Source organism: Pseudomonas sp. GW456-L13, from assembly GCF_017350115.1.
Taxonomy (GTDB): domain Bacteria; phylum Pseudomonadota; class Gammaproteobacteria; order Pseudomonadales; family Pseudomonadaceae; genus Aquipseudomonas; species Aquipseudomonas jessenii.
On record NZ_JACNAS010000001.1, the window covers coordinates 2,662,137 to 2,685,785 of the forward strand.

Consider the following 23,649-nt stretch of genomic DNA (forward strand, 5'->3'; position numbering starts at 1 on the left):
TTGCAGCGTCTTTATGTCGCGCTTTGCGAGCATGAGAATATTGTTTTCCACAATTTCCCAGAGGCATGCCAAAACCTGTGGGAGCGAGCTTGCTCGCGAAGACGGCGGCACAGCTTGCATCGTGGAGACTGACACACCGCTATCGCGAGCAAGCTCGTTCCCACAGGGTTCAGTGGTGTTTAGAAGATGTAAAAAAACCCCGGCGATTGCGCGCCGGGGCTTGTGCATAACAAAGCAGACTCAGTGCCCGCCGAGATAGGCGCTACGCACATCCTCGTTGACCAACAACTCTTTGCCAGTGCCGGTCATGCGGATTTCGCCGTTGACCATCACGTAAGCCCGGTCAGACAACCGCAGGGCGTGGTTGGCGTTTTGCTCCACCAGGAAGATGGTCATGCCGGTCTTGGCCAGTTCCCGCAGGGTGGCGAAGATCTGCTTCACCACGATCGGCGCCAGGCCCAGGCTTGGCTCATCGAGCAGCAACAACTTGGGCCGGCTCATCAGGGCCCGGGCGATGGCGAGCATCTGCTGCTCGCCGCCGGACATGGTCATCGCCCGCTGGGTACGCCGCTCTTCGAGCCTGGGGAACAGCTCGAACATGCGCTGCATGTCCTCCTTGGCGTACTTGTCGCCAATAGGGATAGTGCCCATCAACAGGTTTTCTTCGACTGTCATGTCGGGGAACACCCGCCGCCCTTCCGGCGATTGCGCAATGCCGTTGGAGGCGATGTAGTGGGACGACTTGTGGGTAATGTCCACGCCCTGATAGAGGATCTGCCCGTCCGCCGCCCTTGGCTGGCCGAAGATCGACATCAGCAGGGTCGACTTGCCGGCACCGTTGGAGCCGATCAAGCTGACGGTTTCCCCTTCGTTGATGTGCAGCGAGACACCTTTAAGGGCCTGGATCGGCCCGTAAAACACGTCCAGTTCCTTGAGCTCGAGGATGGGTTTACTCATACCACCTCCTCTTCTTCCGCGCCCAGATAAGCGGCGATCACTTTCGGGTCGTTGCGAATGTCGTCGGGGCCACCCTCGGCGATGACGATGCCGTGGTCCAGCACCACAATGTGGTCGGAGATACTCATAACCATGCCCATGTCGTGTTCGATCAGCACCACGGTCAGATCGTGCTCGTCGCGCAGCAGCCGGATCATCGCGCTCAGCGCTTCGGTTTCCTGAGGGTTGAGGCCGGCGGCCGGTTCGTCGAGGCAGATGATCTGCGGACGGGTGCACATGGCCCGGGCGATTTCCAGGCGGCGTTGCTGACCGTAGGACAGCTCACCGGCCAGGCGGTTGGCGCAGTCCACCAGATCCACCACTTCCAGCCAGTAGAACGCGTGGTCCAGCGCATCGCTTTCGGCCTTGCGGTAGCCCTTGGTATTGAGAATGCCGGCCAGCATGTTGCGGTTGACCCACATGTGCTGGGCCACCAGCAGGTTTTCCAGCACCGACATTTCCTTGAACAGGCGAATGTTCTGGAAGGTCCGTGCCAGGCCGGCGCGGTTCACCAGGTGGGTGCCGCCGAACATCTTGTAGCGCATCCGGGTGATGAAGCTTTTTGGCGAAACGAAGTCGGTCGGCTTGAACGATTCGCCGAGCAACTGGATGACATTGGTCTGTTGCCCACGCACGTTGAGTTCGATCTTGCCGCCGGAGGCCTTGTAGAACCCGGTCAGGCAGTTGAACACGGTGGTCTTGCCGGCGCCGTTGGGGCCGATCAGGGCGAAGATCGAGTTGCGCTTGACCTTCAGGCTGACATCATTCAACGCCTTGATGCCGCCGAAGTGCATCATCAGTTTTTCTACACTGAGTACGACTTCGCTCATGGCGCTACTCCTTTACGCGGGGTCACACCGGTACGGCTGATCCGAATCAGGCCGCGCGGTCGCCAGATCATCATCAACACCATCAGGATGCCGAACAGCAGCACGCGGTACTCGGCGAAGCCACGCAGCAGCTCCGGGGCGACGGTCAGCACGAAGGCTGCAATTACGACGCCTATGGTCGAACCCATGCCACCCAGTACCACGATGGCGAGGATCAGTGCCGATTCGAAGAAGGTGAACGAGGTCGGGTTGACGAAGCCCTGATAGGTGGCGAAGAACACCCCGGCCAGACCGGCCGTCGAGGCGCCGATGGTGAACGCCGAGAGCTTGACCAGCACGTGGTTCAGACCCATGGAGCGACAGGCGATTTCGTCCTCACGCAGCGCTTCCCAGGCACGGCCGACCGGCATGCGGGTCAGGCGATGCTTGATGTGCAGCACGGCCAGGACCACCAGGAACAACACGGCGTAGATGAAGTAGTACTTCACGTCAGGGTTGTAGGCGATGCCGAAGAACTCATGGAACGGCACCCCGCCCTCTTTCGCCCTTTTTCCGAACTCGATGCCGAAGAAAGTGGGCAACGGCGCTGCCATGCCATTCGGGCCGCCGGTCAGGGTCAGCCAGTTATTGAGGATCAACCGAATGATTTCACCGAAGCCCAGGGTCACGATCGCCAGGTAATCACCGTGCAGGCGCAGCACCGGGAAACCGAGGATGCAACCGGCCAGTCCGGCGGTAATCGCCGCCAACGGCAACACCGTCCAGAAGCCCAGCCCAAGATATTGATAACCGAGCGCCAGGCCGTAGGCACCGATGGCGTAGAACGCCACGTAACCAAGGTCGAGCAGACCGGCCAGGCCGACCACGATGTTCAGCCCCAGCCCCAGCAGCACGTAGATCAGCCCGAGGATGACCACGCCCAACAGGTACGAGTTGGAGAAAAACGGGAACACCACCGCGATAACAATCATCAGTGGGATGATCCAGCGCAGCCGGGATTTGTAATCAGGCGGCAGTACATGGACCCCGGACCCGGTGGTTTCAAAACCCTCGAGGATTCTCAGGCCCTTGGGGGTTTGCAGGAACAGGCTAAGGGCAAAGCGACCGGCCATGACGATGGCGACAATCCAGGCCACCCGGCTCGTTTCCATATTGAAGCCATAGCCATCGAGGACTACGCCGACAATCGGGCCGAACACAATCAGGGCCACCAGGCCGGCAAGAATCGCGTCAACCAGGCTTCTTTTGAGATCAATGGTTTTTTTAGTGGTTGAAGACATCGCTTACACCTTCGACACAAGAGGACGGCCGAGCAGGCCTTGAGGCCGAAAGACCAGAACGAGAACGAGCAGCGAGAAGCTGAAAACGTCTTTGTAGTCCGAGTTCACCAGACCGGAAAACAGCGACTCGGAAATCCCGAGAATGATCCCGCCGAGCATCGCGCCAGGCAGTGAACCAATCCCGCCGAGCACCGCGGCAGTGAACGCCTTGATCCCGATGATGAAGCCGGCATAGAAGTCGAATGTGCCGTAGTTCATGGTGATCAGCACGCCGGCCAAGGCCGCCATCGCTGCACCGATGATGAACACATAGGAAATCACCCGATCGGTGTTGATCCCCAGGATCGAAGCCATCTTGCGGTCTTGCTGGGTTGCACGGCACATGCGGCCGAGCTTGGTGTACTTGATGACGTAGGTCAGCAGGCCCATCCCGACGAACGCTGCGACCAGAATGAAGACCTTGGTGTAGGTCAACTGAACGAAACCGGTACCGATATCAACGCGCCAGGCACCCGAGAGCAAAGTCGGAACGCCTTGTTGCTTCGCGCCCTGGGAGATCTGTGCGTAGTTTTGCAGGATCAGAGAGATACCGATCGCACTGATCAGCGGGGCGAGTCGAGTGGAGTTACGCAGGGGTTTGTAGGCGACACGCTCGATGACCCAGCCATACACCGCCGTGACGACGATGGTGAAGATCAGTGTGCCAAGCATCAGCAGCGGGAAAGATTCGATACCGAAGTAAGCCAGCAGAGCCAGACTGATTGCCGCGAGGTAAGCGGAAATCATGTAAACCTCGCCGTGGGCGAAGTTGATCATGCCGATGATGCCATAGACCATTGTGTAGCCGATGGCGATCAGGCCATAGACCGACCCGAGGGTCAGGCCGTTGACCAGTTGCTGCAGGAAAATACCATCCATAACGCAATCTCACGCAATGAGAACCTGCACATGTGGCTGTGCGGTTCCTCTAAGGAAAATACAGATATACGTCGGAGCAATGTCAGCCACGATCAGGCAGGCCACCACGGCCCCCTGTAGGAGCGAGCTTGCTCGCGATTGCGGTTTGACATTCAACGAATGAGTTGCCTGCCAGTCCGTCATCGCGAGCAAGCTCGCTCCCACAGGGGAACCGTGGGGTTCACCCAATTGAGTCAGCCCTTACTTCTGTTTTTCCAGCTGGTGGTATTTGCCATCCTTGTCCCACTGGTAAACCACGTAGTCGGAGATTTTCAGGTCGCCCTTGCTGTCCCAGGTCTTCTCGCCCATGACGGTCTTGACCGGGTTTTTCTTCAGCCATGCAGCCGCTTCTTCGCCCTTGTTGGACTTGGCGCCGTTGAAGGCTGCTGCCAGGGTCTGGACCGAAGCGTAGGCGTACAGGGTGTAGCCTTCAGGCTCGGTACCGGCCTTGCGGAAGGCGTCTACCACGGTCTTGCTGTCTGGCAGCAGGCGTGGGTCGGCGCCGAAGGTCATCAGCACGCCGTCAACGAATTGCGGGCCGCCAGCGGTGGTCACCAGTTCGTCGGTCACGATGCCGTCGTCGGACATGAACTTGACGTCCTTGAGGCCTTGTTCACGCAGTTGACGCACCAGAGGACCGGCTTCCGGGTGCAGACCACCGAAGTAGACGACGTCAGCGCCGGCACCGCGGATCTTGGTCACGATGGTGCTGAAGTCTTTCTCGCCACGGGTCAGGCCTTCATACAGCACAGGAGTTACGCCGCGCTTGACCAGTTGAGCCTTGGTAGCATCCGCCAGGCCCTGGCCGTAGGTGTCCTTGTCGTGCAGCACGACAACTTTCTTGCCCTTGAGCACGTCGACGATGTAGTCGCCGGCCACGATGCCTTGCTGGTCGTCACGCCCGCACATACGGAACATGGCGCTCAGGCCGCGTTCGGTAACGGCCGGGTTGGTGGAACCCGGGGTGATGGCGATGATGCCCGCTTCGTCGTAGATCTCGGAGGCCGGAATGGTCGAGGAGGAGCAGAAGTGACCGACTACGCCGGCGACTTTCTGGTTGGTCAGGTCCTTGGCGACCGTCACAGCCTGTTTCGGTTCGCAGGCGTCATCGCCCTTGACCAGTACGATTTTTTCCCCGTTAACCCCGCCAGCCGCGTTGACCGCATCGGCCGCGGCCTGTGCACCCTTCATGTACTGTTCGCCAAATGCCGCGTTGGCGCCCGTCATTGGTCCCGCTACGCCGATCTTGATGTCAGCCTGAGCAAACGCAGAAACACCCAGCGCAGTTGCCACTGCGAGGGCCAGAAAGCCTTTCTTGTAAAACGTCTGGGACATGAGGTGGTGCTCCATGGTTTTTTTAATTGGCACTGCGACTTCACTGAATGCTCAGAGCAAGGGCCGTGCCATCGGTTTTTTATTCTGAAAAAAGTCGCTGCTTTCTTGTTATTTCGACTGTTTCGGTCCCATTTTCATTGGGCGTGCAACCGTCTAAACCGCGGAAGGTAAAACCATTTTTTATTTGAGGCGCAACCCGACTGCGCCATCATTGCAACCGCGGCTTTAAACAACGTGCAACCAGCCTGTAACAACGTGCGTCACCGAAGTGCACACTGCTGGTGCGGAACTGCTACAACCCGCACCACTACAGGCTAGCCGCAGATCGAAAAAGCGCCGCCTCCCACTGCAAAAATCAACATTCAGATCACGATCCGCAGGCACTGGCCCGCGTGATACAGCGAGAATCCCGCCTCATACAGACAGCTGCGCAACCCCACCCCGGCCAATGGCTGCATGGGTGCAAAGGGAATCGGTAGCGCTTGAGGATTTCCGTTACACAGGTAATCGGCAAAGGCCTTGCCGACCACCGTGCCCGTGGTCACGCCCCGGCCGTTGTAACCGGTGACTGCCACCAAACCGGGCGCCGGCTCGAACAGGCGCATCAAATGATCGGGGGTGAAGGCGATGCAACCGGTCCAGGTGCACTCCCATTCCACCGGTTTGAGGTACGGAAAATAGTGTTGCTGCACGCGGTCGGCCCAGGCCTTGAGGAACCAGGCCGGTTTCTGATTGCCATTACCGAGACTGCCAAGCAGCAGGCGACCGTCTTTGTCTCGACGGATACTGCTGAGCACTTGGCGGGTGTCCCAGGAACCCTGGCCACCGGGCAGAATTTGTCGGGCGGCTTCTTCGGTCAGCGGCACCGAGGCCACCTGATAGTAATAACCGGGGAAGAAATTGCGCCGCAGCTCCGTCCAGTCGCCTTCGGTGTAGGCATTGGAGGCAATCACCACTTTCTCGGCCATGACCGAGCCCTGGGCAGTCTGTACTGACCAGCGCTGACCCTGGCGTTCGAGACGGGTGACCGGGGAATGATCGAACAATTGACCGCCCAGGCCGATGGCCGCTTTGGCCAGCCCCGTGGTGTAGGCCATCGGGTTGAGTGTGCCAGCGCGGCGATCGAGCAATGCCGCGGCGATCTTTTTCGTGCCGGTGGCTTGCTCGCAGGCCTGACCGGTGAGCAGCTCTACGGGCGCACCGCGACGTTTCCATTGTTCTTCACGACTGCGCAAGTCGGCCTCGCCACGGGCGTTATGCGCCATGTGCAGCGTACCTTCGCGGCGCAACTGGCAATCGATGTTGTACTTGTCCACAAGGCTGAACACCAGGGAAGGCGCCGCCCCCAGCATGCGGTTGAGCTGGCTGCCAACCGCCTCGCCAAACCCGGCTTCGATCTCGTCCGGGGGAATCCACATCCCGGCATTGACCAGCCCGACGTTGCGCCCGGAACCACCATGACCGGCGCGATGGGCCTCCAGCACGCAAACAGTCTTGCCTTGCTCCAGCAGATGCACCGCCGCCGACAAACCGGTAAACCCGGCACCGATGACGCAGACATCCACCGTGACCTCACCCTTGAGGGCCGAATTGTCCGGCCTTTGCGGCGTCAGTTTTTCCCACAGACACTCTTCGCGTAACGGCATTGCCAGACTCCAAGCAGAAACCTAACAAACACATACTTCAAATGTGGGAGCGGGCTTGCTCGCGAAAAACGTCAGGGCAACACGGTTATGCAGCAAACACGCGTTATCGTTGACGTCCATCGCGAGCAAGCTCGCTCCTACAGGAAGGCACCTGTCAATCGAACGTGATGCCCTGCGCCAACGGCAACTCCAGCGAATAGTTCACGGTGTTGGTCTGGCGGCGCATGTAGCCGCGCCATGCATCGGAACCGGACTCACGACCGCCGCCGGTTTCTTTCTCGCCACCAAACGCGCCGCCGATTTCCGCGCCGCTCGGGCCGATGTTGACGTTGGCAATGCCGCAGTCGCTGCCCACCGCCGACATGAACTGCTCGGCTTCACGCACGTCGGTGGTAAAGATGCACGAGGACAGGCCTTGTGGCACGGCGTTGTTCAGGCGCAGGGCTTCCTGGAAATCGCTGTAGCCAACCACGTACAGGATTGGAGCGAAGGTTTCGTGGCAGACCACATCGCTTTGCTCCGGCATTTCGACGATAGCCGGCGACACGTAGTAGGCATTCGGGAACTTGTCTTGCAGCTGACGCTCACCGCCAAACACCCGGCCGCCCTCACTCAAGGCCTGCTCCAGAGCGTCCTGCATGTTTTCGAAGCTGTGCTTGTCGATCAGCGGACCAATCAGATTGCCTTCCAGTGGGTTGCCGATACGCACTTTGGAGTAAGCGGCTTTCAGGCGAGTGACGATTTCTTCTTTCACCGATTCATGGGCAATCAGGCGACGCAACGTGGTGCAGCGCTGACCGGCGGTGCCGACGGCGCTAAACAGAATCGCGCGAACGGCCATGTCCAGATCGGCGCTTGGGCCGAGGATCATCGCGTTGTTGCCACCCAGTTCGAGGATGCTGCGGGCAAAACGCGCGGCGATTTTCGGTGCTACTTCACGGCCCATGCGGGTGCTGCCGGTGGCGCTGACCAGCGCGACACGCGGATCATCGACCAGAGCTTCGCCGGCATCGCGACCGCCAATAATCACCTGGCTCAGGTGCGGTGGCGCATCGCTGAAGTTTTTCAGCACGCGATCGAACAGCGCCTGGCAAGCCAGTGCGGTCAGTGGCGTCTTTTCCGACGGCTTCCAGATCACCGGGTTGCCGCAGACCAGCGCCAGCGTGGCGTTCCAGGCCCAGACCGCCACCGGGAAGTTGAACGCACTGATCACCCCGACCACGCCCAGCGGGTGCCAGGTTTCGCGCATGTGGTGGCCAGGACGCTCGGAGGCGATGGTCAGGCCGTACAACTGACGGGACAGGCCGACGGCGAAGTCGCAGATGTCGATCATTTCCTGAACTTCACCCAGGCCTTCCTGGGTGATCTTGCCGGCCTCCCAGGACACCAGCTCGCCGAGGTCGGCCTTGTATTCACGCAGGATGTCACCCAGTTGCCGCACCAGCTCGCCACGGCGCGGTGCCGGAACCTTGCGCCACAGTTCGAACGCATGATCTGCGCGACTGATGTGTTGCTCGACTTCAGCTGCGCCTTCCCAGTTGACGGCGGCGATCCTGCTGCCATCGATCGGCGAATGCACCGGCACTTTGCCGTTCTGGTACAGGGCCGGGTTCACACCTAGACGATCAAGCAATGCGGCAACCATGGGTCACTCCTCAAGCAAAAGACAGAACACGTGCAGCCGGAAAATCACGGCTGATCAGACCTGTAGTTTTAGCTGCCCGGAGGTTACTCAACAAACGACCTTTAAGAGAGATATCATTCCGTTTATTCATGCTGTGCATTGCTGGCAATAAGAAACAAGAACCAAGGACCGCCCATGCTGAATAAACGCTACTTGCCATCGATCGCTGCATTGCAGTGCTTCGAGGCCGTCACCCGGCATTTGAGCTTCACCCGGGCCGCCGAAGAGTTGAACCTGACCCAAAGCGCCGTGAGCAAACAGGTCGCGCAACTCGAAGAGCTGTTGCAGCACCTGCTGTTTCGCCGGGTGCGCCGCCGCCTGCAGATGACGCCGGCTGGCGATCTGTACCTGGTTGAGGTGCGAAAAATCCTCACGCAGGTCGAGATGTCGACCCATTACCTGCGCTCCTACGGTGGCGAAACAGAAGTCCTGCGGGTTTCGACGCCCCCCACTTTCGGTGCACGCTGGCTGGTGCCGCGCCTGAAAGGCTGGCGCCTGCGGCATCCGTCGATCCATCTGGACCTGTGCAGCGAGCAGGAAGCCGACGACCTGCTGCAAGGTCGCAGCGACCTGGCGTTCTACTTCGGCCAGGGCTCACGGCCCGGCACCGAATGCCTGAAGCTGTTCGGCGAAGAGTTGGTGCCGGTGTGCGCCCCGGGCAGCCTGCCGGACGCACCGTTTACCGATCCGACACAACTGACTGACCTGGTCCTGCTGCAAAACGCTTCCCGCCCCCAGGCCTGGCATGACTGGTTCGACCATCAGGGCTACCACACCGAGCACAGCTACCACGGACCGCGCTTCGAAACCTTTTACATGTGCATCCGCGCCGCCCAGGTCGGCTGCGGCGTGGCGCTGTTACCCCGTTTTCTGGTGGAAGAGGAACTGGCCGACGGCAAGCTGGTCATTCCCTGGCAGCATGCAATGCCCAGCACCGACGCCTACTACCTGGCGTACCCGGAGCACTCGGCGGAAGTCCCCAAGGTGCGGGACTTTGTGAAGTGGATGCTGGAGCAGATCGATAGCCCGGATGTGATGCAACATTAAACCCTTGCACAATCCCTGTGGGAGCGAGCTTGCTCGCGATGGCGTCATCACATTCAACATTTATATCGCCTGACCGGTTGCTATCGCGAGCAAGCTGGCTCCCACTGGGGAATTGCAGCGGTCAAAAAACTGCTGGCAATCCTGCCCAGTGATATGCGCCACTAGCGCCACTGATCAATACCGCTGCAACGCCGGAGATTCCCGTTATGAGCGAGAGTGTGTTTGCCGATCGCATCGTGCAGAACCTGCTCGACACCGACTTCTACAAGCTGACGATGATGCAGGCGGTGCTGCACAACTACCCGAACGTCGAAGTCGAATGGGAGTTTCGTTGCCGTAACAGCGAGGACTTGCGCCCGTACCTGGCGGAAATCCGATTCCAGATCGAGCGCCTGGCCGAACTGAGCCTGAGCGCCGACCAGTTGAGCTTTCTGGAACGCATCAGCTTCCTGAAGCCGGACTTCCTGCGCTTTCTCGGGTTGTTTCGCTTCAACCTGCGTTACATCCACACCGGCCTCGAAAACGGTGAACTGTTTATCCGCCTGCGGGGCCCCTGGCTGCATGTGATCCTGTTCGAAGTGCCGCTGCTGGCGCTGGTCAGCGAGGTGCGCAACCGCTATCGCTACCGCGAAGTCGTGCTGGAACAGGCCCGCGAGCAGCTCTACCGCAAGTTCGACTGGCTGAGCGCCAACGCCAGCAGCGACGAATTGTCCGAATTGCAGGTGGCCGATTTCGGCACCCGTCGTCGCTTTTCCTACCGCGTGCAGGAAGAAGTGGTGAATGTGCTCAAGCACGATTTCCCCGGACGCTTCGTCGGCACCAGCAACGTTCACCTGTCCCGGGAGCTGGACATGAAACCCCTGGGCACCATGGCCCACGAATGGATCATGGCGCACCAGCAACTTGGCCCGCGGCTGATCGACAGCCAGATCGCCGCACTCGATTGCTGGGTCCGTGAATACCGTGGCCTGCTGGGGATTGCCCTGACCGACTGCATCACCATTGATGCCTTCCTCGGCGATTTCGATCTGTTTTTCGCCAAGCTTTTCGACGGTTTGCGCCACGACTCAGGCGATCCGGTGGTTTGGGCGGAAAAAGCCATCGCCCACTATCACAGGCTCGGCATCGACCCGATGAGCAAGACGCTGACTTTCTCCGACAGCCTGACCCTGCCCAAGGCTCTGGAGATATTCCGGGCGCTGCGCGGTCGGATCAATGTCAGCTTCGGCATCGGCACCAACCTGACGTGTGATATTCCGGGTGTCGAACCGATGAGCATCGTGCTTAAAATGACCGCCTGCAACGGCCAGCCGGTGGCGAAGATCTCCGACGAGCCAGGCAAGACGCACTGTAAAGACCCGAATTTCGTCGCTTACTTGCGACACGTTTTCCAGGTTCCTGCCGCCCTTTCAAGTACATCAAGCAAGGAGTGAATTCATGCAAGCCGTACAGCGTGAGATTGCTGAACAGCTCAAGGTCCAGCCGCCATTCGCCGACGAAGCCGCCCTTGAGGCCGAAGTCGCCCGGCGGGTGACCTTCATTCAGGACTGCCTGGTCAATTCCGGGCTCAAGACCCTGGTACTGGGCATCAGTGGTGGTGTCGACTCCCTCACCGCCGGCCTGCTGGCCCAACGGGCCGTCCGTGAACTGCGCCAGCGCAGCGGTGATGCCGCCTACAAATTCATCGCCGTGCGCCTGCCCTACGAAACCCAGTTCGATGAACACGACGCCCAGGCTTCAGTGGATTTCATCAAGCCGGACGAGCGCCACACCGTGAACATCGGTCCGGCGGTCAAATCACTGGCCAATGAAGTGGCGGCCTTCGAAGGCAAACATGCGGTGTCGGTGGACTTCGTGCTCGGCAACACCAAGGCGCGCATGCGCATGGTCGCCCAGTACACCATCGCCGGCGCGGCCCATGGCCTGGTGATCGGCACCGATCACGCGGCGGAAGCGGTGATGGGTTTCTTCACCAAGTTCGGTGACGGCGCCTGCGACCTGGCGCCACTGAGTGGCCTGGTGAAAAATCAGGTCCGCGCCATCGCCCGCAGCTTCGGCGCGCCGGAGTCGCTGGTGGAGAAAGTCCCGACCGCCGATCTGGAGGACCTGTCGCCCGGCAAACCGGACGAAGCGTCCCACGGCGTGACCTATGCCGAGATCGATGCGTTCCTGCACGGCAACCCGGTGCGCGAGGAAGCGTTCAGGATCATTTGCGACACCTACAACAAGACCCATCACAAGCGGGTGATGCCGTTTGCGCCTTGAGGCGTGAGTGAATGAAAAAGCCCGCTGAGGAGTGATCCCCAGCGGGCTTTTCTTTGGCCAAAACATGCGTTGATGCTTCTGGCCCCTTCGCGAGCAAGCCCGCTCCCACAGGTACGGTGGTGGCCCTGTGGGAGCGTGGCTTGCCCGCGATGAACGATAACGCGGTGGTCAGTCTTACTTCAGGGTCACGGTGCCTTTCATCATCGAGATGTGGCCCGGGAACGAGCAGAAGAAACCGTATTTTTCATTGGCGTCGAGCTTCGACACGTCGAAGGTCACCGAGTCGGTTTCCTTGGCGCCGATGATCTTGGTGTGGGCGATCACGCGGGCGTCGCCTTCCTTCAGGTAGTTCTTGTCGATGCCGGCGCTCAGGCCGTCGGTGGCGATCGGCTGCATGTCGGCTTCTTTACTCAGCACCCAGTTATGGCCCATGACGTTCTTCGGCAAGCTGCCGGAATGCTTGAGTTCCACGGTAAACGTCTTGCAGCTCTTGTCGATTTCAATAGCCTTCGTGTCGAAAGACATCTGGTCGGTGGAGTCGACGGTGACTTTGCACTCTGCAGCCATCAATTGGCTGCTGGCCAGTGTCAACAGGGATACCGCAACAAGTTTGGCAAACATGGTGAATCTCCAAGGCAGGGTTAAGGAAATCGCGAATAAACAGAAGACTGCCTGAAAACTTCGCAAGTTCATATGACTTGAATCAAAAATTGTATACAACTTTCGCGCTATGGCACCGATGCGAAATATCTACCGGCCAAGTGTCTGGCCCGGGCCTATCATCAGGCCGTCCCCCTTCAAATGGAATGTCTGTCATGTCGATCAACAGCTTGTTGTGCAGTTTGCTGGCCGCCTACGCCTGCGGCGCCAGCGGCACGTACGAAACCCCGGAACACCAAGTCTAGCCCTTGGAGTGCCGCGCGCCTGCCTTTACTCTGTGGCCCTGATCGACCAAGGAGCAAGGCATGTCTTTAACATCCGTTTGTGTATTTTGTGGTGCCAGCACCGGCACCAACCCGGCTTACCGCGAAGCAGCCGTGGCCCTCGGCCGGGCGTTGGCCGAGCGCAAGCTGACCCTGGTGTATGGTGGTGGCGCCGTGGGCTTGATGGGCATCGTCGCCGATGCGGCCCTGGCGGCCGGCGGTGAAGTGATCGGCATCATCCCGCAAAGCCTCAAGGACAAGGAAATCGGCCACAGCGGCCTGACTCGCCTGGAAGTCGTCGATGGCATGCACGCGCGCAAGGCGCGGATGGCCGAGCTCAGCGATGCCTTTATCGCACTACCCGGCGGCCTTGGCACCCTCGAAGAGCTGTTCGAAGTCTGGACCTGGGGCCAACTCGGCTACCACGGCAAACCGCTGGGTTTGCTGGAAGTGAATGGTTTCTACAGCAAATTGACGTCTTTTCTTGATCACATCGTCGGCGAAGGCTTCGTTCGCGAGCAGCACCGTGACATGCTGCAAGTGAGCGAATCGCCGCAAACCCTGCTCGATGCTCTGGATGCCTGGCAACCGTCCATAGCGCCAAAATGGGCCGAGCAAAAACCCAGCTAACGGCTCGGCACCGATACAGGGCAGAATATGCGCCGCTCAACCTCACCTTCGACCCCAGAGGATCGCCCATGGCCAAACCTAATTATTCCTTCGCCAAACGTCAGAGAGACTTGGCCAAGGAGCAGAAGAAAGAGGAAAAGCTTCAGCGCAAGAAAGCTACAGCTGAAGAAGCGACACTGAACCCTGAGGGTGAAGTGGCGGCAGAAGACGATGTTGATGCACCGAAAGACTCGGCGCCCGACGCCTGAGAACCTCCGGGCCGGTTGATCTGATCAGGCCCACCGGATCTGTGTCCAGGGTTGGCAGCTTTGCTGCCGACCCTCACAGGCCAGTCTGAAACACCCCTATCCAGAAACCACTGCACATCCCCTGTGGGAGCGGGCTTGCTCGCGAAAGCGCAGTGTCAGGCAACATCCTTGTTGAATATGAAATTGCTTTCGCGAGCAAGCCCGCTCCCACATTTTGATCCCTGTTACTCCAGTGGCATCACCGTCACCCGAACTTCCGGGTCGTGGTTCCCTCCCCCAAGAATCACCCCCCGCAACGGCGACACATCGGAAAAATCCCGGCCCCAGGCCAGGGTGATGTGCTCCAGTGCCGGTTGCACATTGTTGGTCGGATCGAAATCCACCCAACCCAGCACCGGGCAAAACACCGAGACCCAGGCGTGGGATGCATCGGCGCCAATCAGCCGTGGCTGGCCAGGTGGCGGCTGGGTCAGCAGGTAGCCGCTGATGTAGCGCGCGGCCAATCCACGGGAGCGTACACAGGCGAGCATCAGGTGGGCAAAATCCTGGCAGACCCCGCGCCGACGCTCCAACACTTCTACCAGCGGCGTCGCCACCTGAGTCGCTTCGGCATCGAAGGTAAATTCGCTGAAGATTTTCTCCATCAACGCCTGAACGCCGAGCAACAGCGGCCGCCCCGTCGGAAAGCAGCTCTCGGAAAATTCGACGAAGTTGCGCTTTAGATGCACGTAAGGTGATTCGAAGCGGTAACGGCAGGCTTCAAGCAATTCGGGCGACAGCGGCTGACTGCTGTAAGTCAGCGCGCTACGGGTGTCTTCCCATGGGGGTGAAAGATTGAAGTCCAGCACGGGCCGGGGAAGTACCTCGATCGTGAGGCTGGCATTGACCAGCAGCTCATCATGAGGACGTTCAAACGCCAGCCGGGTCAGCGGATTGCCGAACACATCCAGCTCATCGCGGCGCGAAGTGGGGTCAGGGCTGATCTGCAACTGCTGAGCCGTGCAGCGCTGCCACACGCAAGGCCGCGGCCACAAATGCGCCAGTTGCTGAGCCAGGGACACCGGACTGTCGTAGTGATAATGGGTGTCGTGGAAAATCTGGTAGTGGGCGCTCATCAGACGGACACCGTGCGCTGGCTGACATCGTCGACATGGGCGAAATGCCGCAGCGCCAAGCGATCGGAAACTTGCCCGCTGGCGTCGGCGATCTCTTGCAGCAGCGCGGCCAGCCCCTCGATGGCAGCGCGAACACTCGCGTCGCCGAACAGCGGGTTTTCCAGGCAACCCAGATCGAATCGGGCCAGACGCTCGACCAATTGCGGCAGCGCTGCTTCACGCGGTACGCCAAAGTCATCGTTGAGGCGTTTGAGTGTGCGGGTCACCAGTTTCAATTGGAACAACACGGCGTGAGGGTTCTGCTCGTCGAGCAATAGCAGGTCGAGCACCGGAATCAGCTGCGCCACCGCCAGGTATCGAGAACGGTAAGTGATGCTGCTGTTGCCCAGTTCCAGCAACCACTCCAGCCCGGCCTGATCGAAAGCCCCGGCGCCCCGCAGGAACGCCGCCAGGCTGCCGCTGAGAAATTGCAGGCGTTCGATTCGCCGACCAATCATCAGGAAACGCCAGCCTTCATCTCGGGTCATGTCGTCCAGGGCAAAGCCGGACAGCGCCGCCAGGGACATCACCAGACGATTGAGAAAATCCAGCAACTCACCGAAATCCGGCTCTTCGGTTTCCAGCTCCATGGCTTCGCGCTGCAACTCCACCAGCGCCTGCCAGTTTTCCCGCGAGAGCTTGCCGCGCACCTGCGAAGCAGCCCACTGCAAGCGTTGCAGGTTGGAACGCAGACTGAACGGCCAGTCATCGCCGAGCAGCGCCGCCAACAGGCGTTCCGGCAACTCGCCCTCCTCGGGCAGCAACATCAGTCGTTCGCCGAGGTCCACCGCTGCCTGCAGGGCTTGCGGGTCGTCGCCGTCGACATAGCGCGCCAGCATGATGCGCAGCAAACGGGCGCTGTCGTCGCAACGCTCGCAATAACGACCGAACCAGAACAGGTTTTCCACCACCCGCGATGGCAGGTACGGATCGCGCCGCACCAGGTCATGCACACCGATGTTGCGTTGGGCCTTCCATTGTTCGCCGCTAGGCGCACGATCGCCCAGCACCCAGGTGTCTTTACTGGCGCCGCCGCGCTGCATCGACACCACTTCGGCATCGGCTTGGGCGGCGACCCGGGTCAAGCCACCGGGCAGTACCCGATATCCCTCGCGGCTGGCCACTGCATACACGCGCATGCCGATGGCACGGGGTTGCAGTTGACCGTCTTCGGCTTGCCAGATCGGCGCCTGGGACAATTGCGCAAGCTCTTGCGCCACATAGGCATAAGGACGCGCCTGCATGCGCTCTGCGAGCTCCTTGCGCTGTTTTTCACTCAAATCACGGCCAAATACCGGTGCAAAGCTCTGGGACGGAAACGCCGGCTTGATCAGCAACTCTGGAAGTTTCTCCAGGGCCTGGGCCAGAACCGGCGCTTCACCGCACCACCAAGTGGCGATGGACGGCAGGATCAGTTCTTCGCCAAACAGGAATTGATTGATCTTCGGCAGAAAACCCAACAAACCCGGCGACTCCAGCACACCGCTGCCGAGGGCGTTGGCCACCAGCACCCGCCCCTGCCGCACAGCCTCAAGCAGGCCAGGAACGCCGAGGGCGGAGTCGGTTCGCAGTTCCAGCGGATCGCAGAAGTCATCGTCGAGCCGGCGCATGATCGCGTGGACCCGACGCAGGCCACTCAGGGTCTTCAGGTAGACCGTGGCATCGCGTACCGTCAGGTCGCCGCCCTCCACCAGCGGATAACCGAGCTGACGAGCCAGATACAGATGTTCAAAATAGCTTTCGTTGAAACGCCCCGGTGTCAGCAGCACCACCAACGGTGCGTCTCCGTCACTCGGGGCCTGACGGACCAGGGTTTCCTGCAAGGTGCGGAAGAACCCGGCCAGGTGCTGCACTTTCAGATCACGGTACAGCTCGGGAAAGGCCCGGGACACAATCGTGCGGTTTTCCAGCGCATACCCGGCTCCTGAAGGCGCCTGGGTACGATCCGCCGTCACCCACCAGCGGCCATCGGGTGTGCGCGCCAGATCCACGGCATACAGATGCAGAAAGGCTCCGTCAGGCGGGCTGATGCCCTGACAGGGCCAAAGGAAGTTGTTGTGACCGAACACCAGCTCGGCGGGAAGCAGACCTTCGGCAATCAGCCGTTGCGGACCGTAAAGGTCAGCCAGCACGGCATTGAGCAACCGCGCCCTCTGAGCGATGCCGGCCGACAACTGTTGCCACTCGTCAGCCGCGATGACATGGGGCAGCAGGTCCAGCTCCCACGGCCGGTCCGCGCCCTTGGGGTCGGCATAGACGTTATAGGTAACGCCGTTTTCCTGAATCTGCCGGGTCAGCAGGGCCTGACGCTGCACCAGTTGTGCCGGCGTGCTGCGTTGCAACTGTTCGAACAGCCGGCGCCAGTGCGGGCGCACGGCGCCACTGTCGTCGAGCAGTTCGTGATAGGTGCCCGCCGTCAGCGGGTAGCGGTCTAGCAGGTCAGGCATGGAAAGCTCGGCAGACAGCAATGAACGGTCAGACTAACGCAGGCTCGTGACGCCCGGATATACGAAAAATCCGAGCGTCGCGTACGGTTTAGAAACGTCGCAAATCGAGTGTCATCGGCAACTCGTCGCTGATTTCCAGATTGGGTACAGGAAACTTTCCCGGCGTGTGTCCGATGCGGAAAAAGCGCGCCATTCGCCGGCTCTCCGCTTCGTTGGCATTCACCGGCAAACTGTCGTAGTTGCGCCCGCCCGGATGGGCGACGTGGTACTGGCAACCGCCCAGCGAGCGCTGCATCCAGGTGTCGAGCAGGTCGAACACCAGGGGCGCGTGGACCGCAATGGTCGGTTGCAGGCAGTTAGCCGGTTGCCAGGCACGGAATCTCACGCCCGCGACGAATTCACCTACACGCCCGGTGGGCTGCAATGGCACCGGAATGCCGTTGCAGGTCAGCAGATATCGCTGGGGCGGCAAGCCGCTGAGCTTGACCTGCAAACGCTCCAGTGACGAATCCACGTAACGCACCGTACCGCCCATGGCGCCCTCTTCGCCCAGCACGTGCCAGGGCTCGAGCGCCTGGCGCAGTTCCAGCGCAATACCACTGACGGCGTAATCGCCAACCTTGGGGAAGCGGAATTCCAGATGCGCGGCGAACCATTCGGCCCGCACCGGATAACCCGCGGCGTTGAGATCGACGATGACATCGGCAAAGTCTTGCTCGATAAAGTGCGGCAACAGGAAGCGATCGTGCAGCTCCGTGCCCCAGCGCGCCAGTTTCGGCGGCGCATAGGGCTCGCGCCAGAACCGCGCAACCAGCGCCCGCAGCAACAATTGTTGCGCCAGGCTCATGCGCGCATGGGGCGGCATCTCGAACGCACGTAGCTCCAGCAATCCGAGGCGCCCGGTGGCACCGTCCGGCGAATAGAGTTTGTCGATGCAGAACTCGGCGCGGTGGGTGTTGCCGGTTACATCGATCAGCAGGTTGCGCAGCAGTCGATCCACCAGCCATGGTGGGCACTCCTCACCCGCTTCAGGCATCTGCGCGAAGGCGATTTCCAGCTCGTACAAGGCATCGTTGCGCGCCTCATCGACCCGCGGCGCCTGGGACGTCGGGCCGATGAACAATCCGGAAAACAGGTAGGACAGCGACGGATGGTTATGCCAGTAGCTGATCAGGCTGCGCAGCAGATCCGGGCGACGCAGAAACGGCGAGTCCCCCGGTGTCGCGCCACCCAGCACGAAATGGTTACCACCGCCCGTGCCGGTATGGCGGCCATCGATCATGAATTTTTCAGTGGTCAGCCGAGTCTGGCGCGCTTGTTCGTAGAGGAATTCGGTGCGTTCGACCAGCTCATCCCAGGTCGCGGACGGCTGCACGTTGACCTCGATCACCCCCGGATCCGGAGTAATGCGCAAGTTGCTCAGGCGTGGATCACTCGGCGGCTCATAGCCCTCCAGCAACACCGGGCACATCAGCTCTTGCGCGGTGGCTTCGATGGCAGCGACCAGTTCGAGGTAATCCTCGACCCGTTCCAGCGGCGGCATGAACAGGTACAAACGGCCTTCCCGCGCCTCGGCACAGAGCGCCGTGCGGGTCAGCCAGTCGGCGGATTCGTCGATGTTTGGCGCACGGTCTTCTGCGACGGCTGCGCCTTGGCTCTGAAGCTGCCCTGTGTCGGGCAGCGGCGGGAAATCCTGATTCGGGTCCTGCGGATAAATGAACGGATACTCCGCCGCCTTCACCCAAGGCTGCGAACCCAGCGGCAAGCGATAACCGAGTGGAGAATCCCCCGGCACCAGACGGCAGTGCTCGTCGCGCAGATACCAGCGCCCGCTCTGCCACTGGTCGCCCTTGGCGGTGCGCGCCAGTGGCAGAACCTGGCCGATGACCTTGTCCAGGCCTTGACTGAAGACCTTGCGCAGGCGCTTACGCTCCAAAGGCTCTTCCAGGCGTGAGTCTTCGGCGCTGACGTTTTGCGGCAACATTCCTTCGCGCCAGAGGTAATAGAAATTGTCTTCGTAGGCCGGGAACACAAAGCGTGTCGGAATCTTCAAGCGTTCGGCGACACTCGCCAGAAAACGCCCGGCCAGCGCACCGTCGGCGCCATAATCCTCCTGCTCGTCGGCGATCAGCGCGCTGTTGTGCCAGATCGGCACGCCGTCACGGCGCCAGTAGCAATTGAGCGACCAGCGCGGCAGTTGCTCGCCGGGATACCACTTGCCCTGCCCGAAATGTACCAGCCCCTGGGGCGCGTAGTGCTTGCGCATGCGCTGGAACAGTTCGGCGGACAACCGTCGTTTATCCGGCCCCAGTGCCGCGGTATTCCACTCGGCGCCGTCCGGGTCATCAATGGACACAAAGGTCGGCTCGCCACCCATGGTCAGGCGTACATCGTCTTCCAGCAAGTCGGCATCGATCCGTCGGCCCAGGGCCTGGATCGCCAGCCACTGATCGTCGCTGTAGGGCTTGGTGACCCGTGGTGCTTCCCAAATCCGCTCCACGGACATTTCGTGGCTGAATTCGCACTCGCAGGGTTCCACCAAACCACTGATCGGCGCCGCAGAGGACGGATCGGGACTACAGGCCAATGGAATATGTCCTTCACCGGCAAACAGTCCGGAGGTCGCATCCAGGCCGATCCAGCCGGCGCCGGGCAGGTACACCTCGCACCAGGCGTGCAGGTCGGTGAAATCCACGTCGGTACCGGACGGACCGTCGAGACTTTTGACGTCGGCGGTCAGCTGGATCAGGTAGCCCGACACAAAACGCGCCGCCAGCCCCAGGTTGCGCAGCAGTTGCACCAGCAACCAGGCGGAGTCGCGACACGAACCGGAGGCCTGGTCGAGGGTGTGCTCAGGTGTTTGTACGCCGGGCTCCATGCGGATCAGGTAGTCGATGTCTTCGCTCAAACGCTGGTTGAGCGCGACGAGAAAGTCCACGGCGGGTAACGGTGTGCGGTCGATGCCGTCCAGGTAGGCCTTGAACTTCGGCGTCAGGGGCAGGGTTTCCAGGTACGGCGCCAGCTCCTTGCGCTCATCCGCGGCATAGGTGAAGGGGATTTTTTCCGCATAGGGCTCGAGGAAGAAGTCGAACGGATTGAAGATCGCCATTTCGGCCAGCAGATCGACTTCGATTCGCAACTCTTCGGTTTTTTCCGGGAACACCAGCCGCGCCAGGTAATTGCCCTGAGGGTCCTGCTGCCAGTTGATGAAGTGCTGTTCGGGGGAGACTTTCAACGCATAGGACAGAATCCGCGTGCGGCTGTGGGCGGCGGGACGCAGGCGAACGATCTGCGGGCCGAGTTCGACAGCGCGGTCATAGCGGTAATGCGTGACGTGGTGCAATGCGACATGAATCGACACGGCGTGCCTCCTGCGAGCCTTGAGCGTATTGGAAAGCGCGCAAGACTTATGCCATCCAGCAGCGCTGGCGCTTTCTTCGGTTGCCTGAGGCAGTACAGCACCAAAATCGGGCGATGCGCAGAATTGGCTTGCAAGAGTTGCACGTATTTGTGGCGTTCAGCTGCATAGTCGCTGCCAAACCCGGCCTCTTCGCGAGCAAGCCCGCTCCCACAGGGATCTGCTGCGAACACACAATCGCGGGCAACCTCGAACACTGTGGGAGCGGGCTTGCTCGCGAAGAGGCCAGTTGCCACACCCCACTTTCAGGCTGTGATACAGCCTTTACTCCTCCAGAAACGCAAAACGCCAACCCGAAGGTTGGCGTTCTGTTCAGTTCAAGCGAGGCTTAGCGCGGCACGACCGGCTTGCGGGTCGGCTTTGGCCCCTTGCCTTTGGCCGCATCCTTGCGTTCCTTGGCCGCCTGCTGGTTGCGGGCGAATGCCGCAGCCTTGGCCTGTTCGCGCTTGTCCCACGGGTTGCCGCCATCGCTGGCACGCGGTGGCAGGCCGGTGTGCTGGGTCAGGATCTTCGTGGTCTTTTCCCCTGCAACCTTATGGCTGCCCGCCGGTGTCGAGTTCTTGCGACGGGCGCTCTGGTAGCTGTCAGTCGACGGCTGATGCAAAGGAATCAACTGGTTCTTGCCCGGCCCGATCAGGTCGGCGCGGCCCATGCGGGTCAGTGCCTCACGCAGCATCGGCCAGCCTTTCGGGTCGTGATAACGCAAGAACGCCTTGTGCAGTCGGCGCTGCTCCTCGCTCTTGACGATGGTCACCGCGTCACTCTTGTAGGTGACCTTGCGCAGCGGGTTCTTGCCCGAGTGGTACATCGCGGTGGCGGTGGCCATCGGCGACGGGTAGAACGCCTGCACCTGGTCGGCACGGAAGCCGTTGCCCTTGAGCCACAGGGCCAGGTTCATCATGTCTTCATCGGTGGTGCCCGGGTGGGCGGCGATGAAGTACGGAATCAGGTACTGCTCCTTGCCCGCTTCCTTGGAGTACTTCTCGAACATGCGCTTGAACTTGTCATAGCTGCCGATGCCCGGTTTCATCATCTGGTTGAGCGGACCTTCCTCGGTGTGTTCCGGGGCGATCTTCAGGTAGCCACCGACGTGGTGGGTCACCAACTCCTTGACGTACTCCGGCGACTCGACCGCGAGGTCATAGCGCAGGCCGGAAGCGATCAGGATCTTCTTCACACCCGGCAATTCACGGGCACTGCGGTACAGCTGGATCAGTGCCGAGTGGTCGGTGTTCAGGTTCGGGCAGATGCCAGGGAACACGCACGATGGCTTGCGGCACGCGGATTCGATTTCCGGGCTCTTGCAGGCAATGCGGTACATGTTCGCGGTCGGGCCGCCGAGGTCGGAAATCACGCCGGTAAAGCCCGGGACCTTGTCACGAATTTCTTCGATTTCGCGAATGATCGACTCGTGGGAACGGTTCTGGATGATCCGGCCTTCGTGCTCGGTAATCGAGCAGAAGGTGCAACCGCCGAAGCAGCCACGCATGATGTTCACCGAGAAGCGGATCATGTCGTAGGCCGGGATCTTCTCCTTGCCGTACGCCGGGTGCGGAATGCGCGCATAAGGCATGCCGAACACGTAGTCCATTTCTTCGGTGGTCATCGGAATCGGTGGCGGGTTGAACCAGACGTCGACTTCGCCGTGCTTCTGCACCAGCGCACGGGCGTTGCCCGGGTTGGTTTCCAGGTGCAACACGCGGTTGGCGTGGGCGTAGAGCACTGCGTCATTGCGGACCTTTTCCACCGACGGTAGACGAATCACGGTCTTGTCGCGGGTCATGCGCGGGCTGGCCAGGATCTGCACGACCTTGGCTTCCTGCGGATCTTCAACCGGACCTTTTTCCTGCTCGATGGCGCAGGCCTGGGTGTCCTGGGTGTTGACGTACGGGTTGATGATCTTGTCGATCTTGCCCGGACGGTCGATGCGCGTGGAGTCGACTTCGTACCAGCCTTGCGGTGTGTCACGACGGATGAACGCGGTGCCGCGCACGTCGGTGATGTCTTCGATCTTGTGACCGTAGGACAGGCGCTGGGCGACTTCGACAATCGCACGCTCGGCGTTACCGTAGAGCAGGATGTCGGCGCTGGCGTCGATCAGGATCGAGTTGCGTACACGGTCCTGCCAGTAGTCGTAGTGGGCGATGCGGCGCAGGGACGCTTCGATGCCGCCGAGCACGATCGGCACGTGCTTGTAGGCTTCCTTGCAGCGCTGGCTGTAGACCAGGCTGGCGCGGTCCGGACGCTTGCCGGCCAGGCCACCCGGCGTGTACGCGTCGTCGGAACGGATTTTCTTGTCCGCGGTGTAGCGGTTGATCATGGAGTCCATGTTGCCGGCCGCGACACCGAAGAACAGGTTCGGCTCGCCGAGCTTCATGAAATCGTCTTTGGACTGCCAGTTCGGCTGGGCAATGATCCCGACGCGGAAGCCCTGGGACTCCAGCAGCCGGCCGATGATCGCCATGCCGAACGACGGGTGGTCGACGTAGGCATCACCGGTGACGATGATGATGTCGCAGGAATCCCAGCCGAGCTGATCCATCTCCTCCCTGCTCATGGGCAGGAACGGCGCTGGCCCGAAACATTCGGCCCAGTACTTGGGATAGTCAAATAACGGCTTGGCTGCTTGCATGTCGATAACCGGTGTTGGCTTTCATTGAATTTCGCGGGCGCGGAATATAGCACAAATTTTGACCAATTCCGACGGCCATGGTCGGAAATTGCGGCGACCCCATCGAGCAAGCTCGCTCCCACAAGTTCGGCGTGATCCATGTGGGAGCGAGCTTGCT

At 60.6% G+C, this 23,649-nt stretch carries 17 protein-coding genes; 5 read left to right on the plus strand and 12 right to left on the minus strand.

From position 1 onward, the window contains the following. Positions 1-240 precede the first annotated feature (240 nt). From J4D25_RS12060 to J4D25_RS12090, 7 genes are all read right to left on the minus strand, one after another. Positions 241-957, minus strand: a complete 717-nt coding sequence (locus J4D25_RS12060) for an ABC transporter ATP-binding protein (RefSeq protein ID WP_057712220.1) — start codon at positions 955-957, stop codon at positions 241-243. Beyond that, positions 954-1,826, minus strand: coding sequence for an ABC transporter ATP-binding protein (locus tag J4D25_RS12065; protein ID WP_057712221.1), 873 nt, complete (start codon positions 1,824-1,826; stop codon positions 954-956). The genes J4D25_RS12060 and J4D25_RS12065 overlap by 4 nt, the downstream gene beginning before the upstream one ends. After that, positions 1,823-3,106 (minus strand): high-affinity branched-chain amino acid ABC transporter permease LivM, encoded by a 1,284-nt coding sequence (livM, locus tag J4D25_RS12070; RefSeq protein WP_057712222.1) that lies wholly within the window; start codon positions 3,104-3,106, stop codon positions 1,823-1,825. Before livM ends, J4D25_RS12065 begins: the two co-directional genes overlap by 4 nt. A gap of 3 nt (positions 3,107-3,109) precedes the next feature. After that, the gene (locus tag J4D25_RS12075; protein WP_007979705.1) at positions 3,110-4,024 is read right to left on the minus strand and encodes a branched-chain amino acid ABC transporter permease; all 915 of its coding nucleotides are present in this window, start codon (positions 4,022-4,024) and stop codon (positions 3,110-3,112) included. A 240-nt stretch (positions 4,025-4,264) separates the two neighbouring features. Beyond that, entirely contained in the window at positions 4,265-5,398 is a 1,134-nt protein-coding gene (locus J4D25_RS12080) for an ABC transporter substrate-binding protein (RefSeq protein WP_008048115.1), read from the minus strand. A 362-nt stretch (positions 5,399-5,760) separates the two neighbouring features. Then, on the minus strand, positions 5,761-7,044 hold the full coding sequence (locus J4D25_RS12085) for an FAD-binding oxidoreductase (protein WP_057712223.1): 1,284 nt from the start codon (positions 7,042-7,044) through the stop codon (positions 5,761-5,763). Between the two features lie 154 nt (positions 7,045-7,198). Further along, positions 7,199-8,689, minus strand: coding sequence for an aldehyde dehydrogenase family protein (locus tag J4D25_RS12090; protein ID WP_057712224.1), 1,491 nt, complete (start codon positions 8,687-8,689; stop codon positions 7,199-7,201). 174 nt (positions 8,690-8,863) lie between these two features. On the opposite strand from J4D25_RS12090, the gene J4D25_RS12095 reads away from it, so the two are divergent. From J4D25_RS12095 to nadE, 3 genes are all read left to right on the plus strand, one after another. Continuing rightward, complete coding sequence (locus J4D25_RS12095; RefSeq protein ID WP_057712225.1) at positions 8,864-9,775, plus strand: LysR family transcriptional regulator; 912 nt, start codon at positions 8,864-8,866, stop codon at positions 9,773-9,775. Positions 9,776-9,981: 206 nt separating this feature from the next. Next, positions 9,982-11,208, plus strand: coding sequence for a nicotinate phosphoribosyltransferase (gene pncB / locus J4D25_RS12100; RefSeq protein ID WP_057712226.1), 1,227 nt, complete (start codon positions 9,982-9,984; stop codon positions 11,206-11,208). A 4-nt stretch (positions 11,209-11,212) separates the two neighbouring features. Then, positions 11,213-12,040 (plus strand): ammonia-dependent NAD(+) synthetase, encoded by an 828-nt coding sequence (gene nadE, locus J4D25_RS12105; RefSeq protein ID WP_057712227.1) that lies wholly within the window; start codon positions 11,213-11,215, stop codon positions 12,038-12,040. A 174-nt stretch (positions 12,041-12,214) separates the two neighbouring features. On the opposite strand, the gene azu is transcribed toward nadE, so the two are convergent. Further along, complete coding sequence (azu, locus tag J4D25_RS12110) at positions 12,215-12,661, minus strand: azurin (RefSeq protein WP_057712228.1); 447 nt, start codon at positions 12,659-12,661, stop codon at positions 12,215-12,217. 344 nt (positions 12,662-13,005) lie between these two features. Between azu and J4D25_RS12115 the strand changes: the two genes are divergently transcribed. Both J4D25_RS12115 and J4D25_RS12120 read left to right on the plus strand, forming a co-directional pair. Next, positions 13,006-13,593, plus strand: coding sequence for a TIGR00730 family Rossman fold protein (locus J4D25_RS12115; RefSeq protein ID WP_057712229.1), 588 nt, complete (start codon positions 13,006-13,008; stop codon positions 13,591-13,593). Between the two features lie 68 nt (positions 13,594-13,661). Continuing rightward, positions 13,662-13,841 carry a hypothetical protein gene (locus tag J4D25_RS12120; protein ID WP_057712230.1) on the plus strand — a complete coding sequence of 60 codons (180 nt, stop codon included), beginning with the start codon at positions 13,662-13,664 and terminating at the stop codon, positions 13,839-13,841. A gap of 224 nt (positions 13,842-14,065) precedes the next feature. Here J4D25_RS12120 and J4D25_RS12125 read toward each other — a convergent pair whose 3' ends face one another. The 4 genes from J4D25_RS12125 to J4D25_RS12140 form a co-directional block, all read right to left on the minus strand. Then, on the minus strand, positions 14,066-14,956 hold the full coding sequence (locus J4D25_RS12125; RefSeq protein WP_057712231.1) for a transglutaminase family protein: 891 nt from the start codon (positions 14,954-14,956) through the stop codon (positions 14,066-14,068). Further along, a complete protein-coding gene (locus J4D25_RS12130; protein WP_057712232.1) occupies positions 14,956-17,442 on the minus strand; it encodes a circularly permuted type 2 ATP-grasp protein in 2,487 nt (828 codons plus the stop codon). The genes J4D25_RS12125 and J4D25_RS12130 overlap by 1 nt, the downstream gene beginning before the upstream one ends. An 88-nt stretch (positions 17,443-17,530) precedes the next feature. Further along, positions 17,531-20,803: a DUF2126 domain-containing protein gene (locus tag J4D25_RS12135; protein WP_057712233.1), complete on the minus strand. Its 3,273-nt coding sequence runs from the start codon at positions 20,801-20,803 to the stop codon at positions 17,531-17,533. A 385-nt stretch (positions 20,804-21,188) separates the two neighbouring features. Next, the gene (locus tag J4D25_RS12140) at positions 21,189-23,492 is read right to left on the minus strand and encodes a YgiQ family radical SAM protein (protein WP_007994999.1); all 2,304 of its coding nucleotides are present in this window, start codon (positions 23,490-23,492) and stop codon (positions 21,189-21,191) included. Positions 23,493-23,649: the final 157 nt, after the last annotated feature.

Coding starts and splice junctions, on each gene's coding strand:
- J4D25_RS12060 (WP_057712220.1), bottom strand. CDS start 957: ATGAGTAAACCCATCCTCGAGCTCAAGGAACTGGACGTGTTTTACGGG.
- J4D25_RS12065 (WP_057712221.1), bottom strand. CDS start 1,826: ATGAGCGAAGTCGTACTCAGTGTAGAAAAACTGATGATGCACTTCGGC.
- livM (WP_057712222.1), bottom strand. CDS start 3,106: ATGTCTTCAACCACTAAAAAAACCATTGATCTCAAAAGAAGCCTGGTT.
- J4D25_RS12075 (WP_007979705.1), bottom strand. CDS start 4,024: ATGGATGGTATTTTCCTGCAGCAACTGGTCAACGGCCTGACCCTCGGG.
- J4D25_RS12080 (WP_008048115.1), bottom strand. CDS start 5,398: ATGTCCCAGACGTTTTACAAGAAAGGCTTTCTGGCCCTCGCAGTGGCA.
- J4D25_RS12085 (WP_057712223.1), bottom strand. CDS start 7,044: ATGCCGTTACGCGAAGAGTGTCTGTGGGAAAAACTGACGCCGCAAAGG.
- J4D25_RS12090 (WP_057712224.1), bottom strand. CDS start 8,689: ATGGTTGCCGCATTGCTTGATCGTCTAGGTGTGAACCCGGCCCTGTAC.
- J4D25_RS12095 (WP_057712225.1), top strand. CDS start 8,864: ATGCTGAATAAACGCTACTTGCCATCGATCGCTGCATTGCAGTGCTTC.
- pncB (WP_057712226.1), top strand. CDS start 9,982: ATGAGCGAGAGTGTGTTTGCCGATCGCATCGTGCAGAACCTGCTCGAC.
- nadE (WP_057712227.1), top strand. CDS start 11,213: ATGCAAGCCGTACAGCGTGAGATTGCTGAACAGCTCAAGGTCCAGCCG.
- azu (WP_057712228.1), bottom strand. CDS start 12,661: ATGTTTGCCAAACTTGTTGCGGTATCCCTGTTGACACTGGCCAGCAGC.
- J4D25_RS12115 (WP_057712229.1), top strand. CDS start 13,006: ATGTCTTTAACATCCGTTTGTGTATTTTGTGGTGCCAGCACCGGCACC.
- J4D25_RS12120 (WP_057712230.1), top strand. CDS start 13,662: ATGGCCAAACCTAATTATTCCTTCGCCAAACGTCAGAGAGACTTGGCC.
- J4D25_RS12125 (WP_057712231.1), bottom strand. CDS start 14,956: ATGAGCGCCCACTACCAGATTTTCCACGACACCCATTATCACTACGAC.
- J4D25_RS12130 (WP_057712232.1), bottom strand. CDS start 17,442: ATGCCTGACCTGCTAGACCGCTACCCGCTGACGGCGGGCACCTATCAC.
- J4D25_RS12140 (WP_007994999.1), bottom strand. CDS start 23,492: ATGCAAGCAGCCAAGCCGTTATTTGACTATCCCAAGTACTGGGCCGAA.